Below are 4785 nucleotides of genomic sequence, written 5' to 3' on the forward strand. Positions count from 1 at the left end.
GCGCCGCGCTGTCCGCACCCGGGGACACTTCCCGAGTGACGATGCGGCCATGAAGCTGCTATATCTGGTCCTGAACCACGCCGCCGAGGATTGGAAACGACCGCCGCGCGAGTGGTTCGAGGCCAAAACCCAGTTCGCCGTCGTCTTCGGCGAAAGGTTCGTCAGCCAATGACGAAACCGGCCTCGCGCACAGAATTCCTGACAGTCCCGCGGCTGAAGGTTTCATCGCCATTGCCATTGATGAGAGTAGCCCCGCAGGCGAGGTTTCGCGTATTGCGGTAAAATGCTGATCAAACCGCGCATGAGGCCGACCTCGCTCCGGCCCTCGAACACCACGATCAATGTGGCTAGCAAAGCGTGGGCATGTGGCAACGGCATCCGCACCACCTAAGCCGCTGGTCCAAAATCGGCGGTCCACTTCACGGCTTCCCCGCTTACGTGACGAATGCACGAATGCACGAATGCACGAATGCACGAACAAAGAAAGGCTACAAAGCCATATATCCTGCCAGCCAGCCAGCCAGCCAATCAATGCCTTCCAGCCAGCCAGCCAATCAATGCCAGCCAGCCAGCCAGCCAATGCCACCAGCCAGCCAGCCACCCAATCAATGCCTTCCCCAGCCCAGCCACCCAATCAATGCCTTCCAGCCAGCCAGCCAATCAATGCCACTAATCGGTCGGTATCAACGGGTCTCTGTCACTTTTTCATTGGGTCCGTGGGCGGCACTAATCTGGCTCTTCCAGAATTCGCAGCGGTAAATAGCTCTTGGAAAGAATATGAGATGTTGTTGACTTAGCAACCGCTACAGTTGCGCCCCTTGAACTATAGCGGAGGCCAACGGCTGCCTAAGGGACCCATCAACAAAAATACCCCTTGAGTGCACCGAACGGGCACAACTATGCAGAAGGAGATACAAACACCTCCTTGGACAAGCCTCTATATAAACGAGTCACTTTTATAACTCTATCAAAACCTTCACCATGGCAGACAACTATCCAACCTACGTGCGCCCCCAATTTGACAGCGTCTGCCTAACGGGCAAAACCGGAGACAATCTGCGCAAGGGCCTCAAGAAGGCAGCCAAAAAATACCGTGAATACCTCAAGCGGCTCCAGAAAGCTCAGCGCAATTGGGTGGCTCAGGCGCGGGCTTATGAACAAGCTGCGAGCCTTCCTCCAAGGGTTTTTGGGGCGTTTGAAACGGAGCCCTGCATGACCCGGTCTCCACTCGGTGGCGCTAATGAGGCCATTGAGGTTGATGCCCTCTCGATTGATGCATCTGACCCCCCCCTGGTGTATGTCTTTTTGCCTGCCCTCCTTGCAAACTCCTGTGTTGAAAGCAGGAGTTTCGAAGAGGTTCCAACTAAGTATTTTCCCGGGGTGGTGATGGCGATGGACCTCCGTCCATACGATGGCGTCCTCTCTGCTTCAGCTATATCGGGCAAGTACCACCGGCGATGGTGCACTAACGTCGAGCGCGAAGACATCCAGCATTTCCTTGCTATCGCTAGGACCGACCGCTTCAGTTACCAAGGCAATGAAGTATGGACCCGCGATACGACGAGAGGGGGGTTCGACATCATAGCCCATGGACAGATGATTTGGCCCCCTGCCATGCCCGCCACCGATTGGCCAACTGCATCTGGTTGGGATTAGCGGTGTCACTCTCGCCGCTGATACCCCAACGTTGGCCCTAGACCCTCATAGTCTCCATTCTGATTTTTATTTTGCATCTGTCGTGTTTGTTTGTTGTTTTGATTATGTTTTCTTTTCATATGTAATGCGCCAACGGCGCAATTTTGTTGTACCGTCTTTGCATTCAATCAAAGGGCCACGTTTCGCGTATTTTTTCCTCGCCCTAGTGAATTTTGTTTATGCACGAAAACACTGGACACGCCGTAGACCTATACTATCGGTGATTGATACGTAAAACTCGATTTTTTATAACTGTAAGCCAATAGATTTCACTTCATCACTTAAATCAAATACGCTTCCCGTTCGCCCTTCGCGCGCGAAGCCCTCGCGGCTCGCGCGAGCCCAGAAGTGGGGCGCCCCAAAACGGAGCGACATTCACAGGATGCATCTTGGTCGTTGCCCAACAGCAAAATAGGGCTTTCTCTTCCCGCTTCGCTAGCGAATACATCAGGATATATCCTGCCGCCGCTGCCTGTTGCCCGTGTCCATTTTTGTTCGGATTGCGCATTTCGCAAAGCCGGACAGGGGTTCCGCTAATTCCCGGACAGCGATTTCGCTGAAGGCGCAGGCCAGCCACGACTTGCCGGTTCCGGTCTGGCCGGTGACGATCAGGTTCTCATGCGCTTTCAGCCATTCGCCCTGGGCGAGCGCCATGGTGTTGCGCCGGTCGAGGCCACGCGGCGCGGCAAAATCGATGTCCTCGATGCAAGCTTCGGGAAAGCGCAGCTTGGCTGAGGCGAGCCGGTTCCTGACGCGCTTGTCGGCGCGCATGGCGACCTCACGGTCGAGCATCAGGCCGAGCCACTCGTCGCGGCTGAGCTCATTGGCGCTGCTCTGTTCGGCCAGTTCGCGCCAAGCGGCGGCCATGCCGGCGAGCCCGAGGACCTGCATCTGATCGAGCGTTGGATTTGTCAGCATTCTTTCTTCCTTTCCTTCACTGGTAATAGGTGGAGCCGCGGATGTTGGCGTGCGGCGGTGTCGGCTTTGCCGGCTCTGCGGAGCTGGCCCGGTCGAGGCCGGATTTGAGGATGGCGGTGATGGAGGCGTAGGTGATCGCGTTGATCAGCAGCGCCCGCTCGCAAGCCGCCTCGGTGCGCTCCCGCCCATAGCGCGGCGAAAGCGACAGGATGCCCATGGCCGCGCGGTAGCCCTGTTCCGGATGTGGCCTATCGCGCAGCATGCGCTCGACCAGGATGGCGGCGTTGGGGCCGATCCGGGCCGCCCGGCCGATCAGGTTGGCCGGTGTCGTATTGGCATAGCGCTGATGGGCCTTGGGCATGTGGGTGTTAACGGTGACATGGCCGGAGCGCTGCGAGCGGCGGACATGGCTGGCGACGCGCTGGTGATCGTGGAAGATCTCGACGTCCGGTGGGTGAGCCGCACCTGGACGGTGCGGCACCGAGTAGAAGGTCTTGTCGACCTCGACATGGTAGTCGGGATGCACCTTGGCCGTCTTCCATTCCGCGTATTCGAACGGCGTCGCCGGCAGCGGCTTCAAGGCAGCCCGCTCGATCTCCTCGAACAGTTCGCGGCGGCTTTGGCCGATATGGCGCATCGGCCGGTTGTTCAGCTCCTCGAGCAGTTCGGCGATCGCCGCGTTGAGCTCGACGATCGAGAAGAAGGATCGATTCCTCAGCCGCGCCAGAATCCAGCGCTCGACGATCAGCACCGCGCCCTCGACCTTGCCCTTCTTTCAAGTCCAGGACTGCAGTTCGTGCTGACACTCGAGCGCGTATAGAGTTCGAGATCACGCACCCGTTCCATCGTGGCGCGGCGAGCGCTTCGTGCTGTTGACCCGCAAGCAGAACTGGGGCGAGGACCGCGTCATGTTCTACGATGCGGCGGGACGACTTCGCTCACTGCTTGCGTCATGGACGGACGTCGCTGAACCCGATGTTTTCATTCAGGTCGCGGCCGGTCGGTCGTTCGTGCGGCCAGATGATCTGGCAACCCTGGCGGCGTTGATCGAGCAAATCGAGCGCAGCCATGGCGGCTGAACACGTGTCAGGCAATTTATGCCGCATGTGTCAACCTAATTATGCCGCCGCATGCCGGATTCACCGTCGTTCCAGTCATCGGCGCCCATCATTCGATGGTTCATCGCTAGGGTTTCATTTTCCTCCGCGGTTGCTGGAGCGCTTCAACCAAAGCGTGCGGTCACTTGCAAATGGCCATCGACGAAACTTACATCAAGGATTCGCGGTGAGTGGATGTATCTCTACCGAACCATCGAAAGTGTCGGCGACACGGTCGAATTCTGGTTCAGCGAGCATCACGACCTGCTGGCGACCACGCGCTTCTTCAGGAAAGCGCTGGAGCGCCATGACCGAGTCCCCATCGCATTGTCATCGACGGCAGCCTGACCAATAACGAAGCCATCCGGTTCTGCGATGTGGCAAATCGGTTAAAAGGATCAGGGTTCGGGCAGGACCAGCGGCGCATCAAGCGCCGTGTGCGGCCGATGCTGGCCAAACAGTTCGCCATACTAGCGGCATGACAGCGGCCGGCCCCGTCATGACGCAGAAAAACTTTCAACAGAACGTATCTTTTTAGGGACCTGGGACCCGGGGGCATTGATGATTGAATTCAACTTCGCTGACTTCTGTCAAGCGACGATCAATTCGCTCGACGATTGGCACAAAACATCTTCTCTGCCTTCAGAATTCGCGCGAGTCCGAATTTTTTCGCGTTCTCCTGAGTCAGGCTTGGCATCCTGTGGTTTCAATATTTCTCATGGTCGTACTCAGCGAGAACCGCCCGGGTCATGGCGCGATCGTTCGGCCACGCGGCCGCTGCGAAGGCGCCGGGGTTGATTAGGATCGAGGTCTTGAGGATCGGGCTCACGGCGGTGATGTCGCCTTGCGAGTTCATCGGCTTCGCGCTGTTCACGGGCCGCCTGTTGGGCCCGGGTTTCAACGATGCCCGGAGCGTAGCGACGGCGCTCACGCTCCGGCCACTCCAAATCGGGCTCTTCAAGCCCTTGGACGTGCCGCCTAGCGCGTTCATCTGCTTCGCGCTGTTCACGGGCTGCTCGTTGGGCCCGCGTTTCGACGATGCCGGAGGCGTAGTGGCGGCGCTTACGTCGCTCTG

The 4785-nt window shown here is 58.1% G+C and carries 5 protein-coding genes and 2 pseudogenes; 5 read left to right on the forward strand and 2 right to left on the reverse strand.

Annotated elements, in window-relative coordinates:
- Positions 1–172, forward strand: a 172-nt coding sequence (locus EOC06_RS32740) for a transposase (RefSeq protein WP_164898867.1), incomplete at its 5' end; no start/stop codon positions are given.
- A gap of 809 nt (positions 173–981) precedes the next feature.
- A complete protein-coding gene (locus EOC06_RS32750; RefSeq protein WP_095489699.1) occupies positions 982–1656 on the forward strand; it encodes a RolB family protein in 675 nt (224 codons plus the stop codon).
- Between the two features lie 486 nt (positions 1657–2142).
- Here the strand turns inward: EOC06_RS32750 and EOC06_RS32755 are convergent, their stop codons facing one another.
- A complete protein-coding gene (locus tag EOC06_RS32755) occupies positions 2143–2613 on the reverse strand; it encodes an ATP-binding protein (RefSeq protein ID WP_280953412.1) in 471 nt (156 codons plus the stop codon).
- Between the two features lie 16 nt (positions 2614–2629).
- Positions 2630–3385, reverse strand: a pseudogene (locus EOC06_RS32760) (IS21 family transposase); the annotation flags it as partial.
- A gap of 94 nt (positions 3386–3479) precedes the next feature.
- On the opposite strand from EOC06_RS32760, the gene EOC06_RS32765 reads away from it, so the two are divergent.
- The 3 genes and pseudogenes from EOC06_RS32765 to EOC06_RS41025 form a co-directional block, all read left to right on the forward strand.
- Positions 3480–3692 (forward strand): DUF5372 family protein, encoded by a 213-nt coding sequence (locus tag EOC06_RS32765; protein WP_164898868.1) that lies wholly within the window; start codon positions 3480–3482, stop codon positions 3690–3692.
- A 115-nt stretch (positions 3693–3807) separates the two neighbouring features.
- A pseudogene (locus EOC06_RS44085) lies at positions 3808–4162 on the forward strand (DDE-type integrase/transposase/recombinase); the annotation flags it as partial.
- Positions 4163–4459: 297 nt separating this feature from the next.
- The coding region (locus EOC06_RS41025) for a hypothetical protein (protein ID WP_206631305.1) at positions 4460–4785 on the forward strand (326 nt) is incomplete at its 3' end.

Origin of the sequence: Mesorhizobium sp. M7A.F.Ca.MR.362.00.0.0, from assembly GCF_004023175.1 — a bacterium.
In the GTDB taxonomy this organism is placed as follows: Bacteria; Pseudomonadota; Alphaproteobacteria; order Rhizobiales; family Rhizobiaceae; genus Mesorhizobium.

Bases quoted from the DNA above. Each gene is read 5' to 3' on its own strand.
- EOC06_RS32750 (WP_095489699.1), top strand. From the start codon at position 982: ATGGCAGACAACTATCCAACCTACGTGCGCCCCCAATTTGACAGCGTC.
- EOC06_RS32755 (WP_280953412.1), bottom strand. From the start codon at position 2,613: ATGCTGACAAATCCAACGCTCGATCAGATGCAGGTCCTCGGGCTCGCC.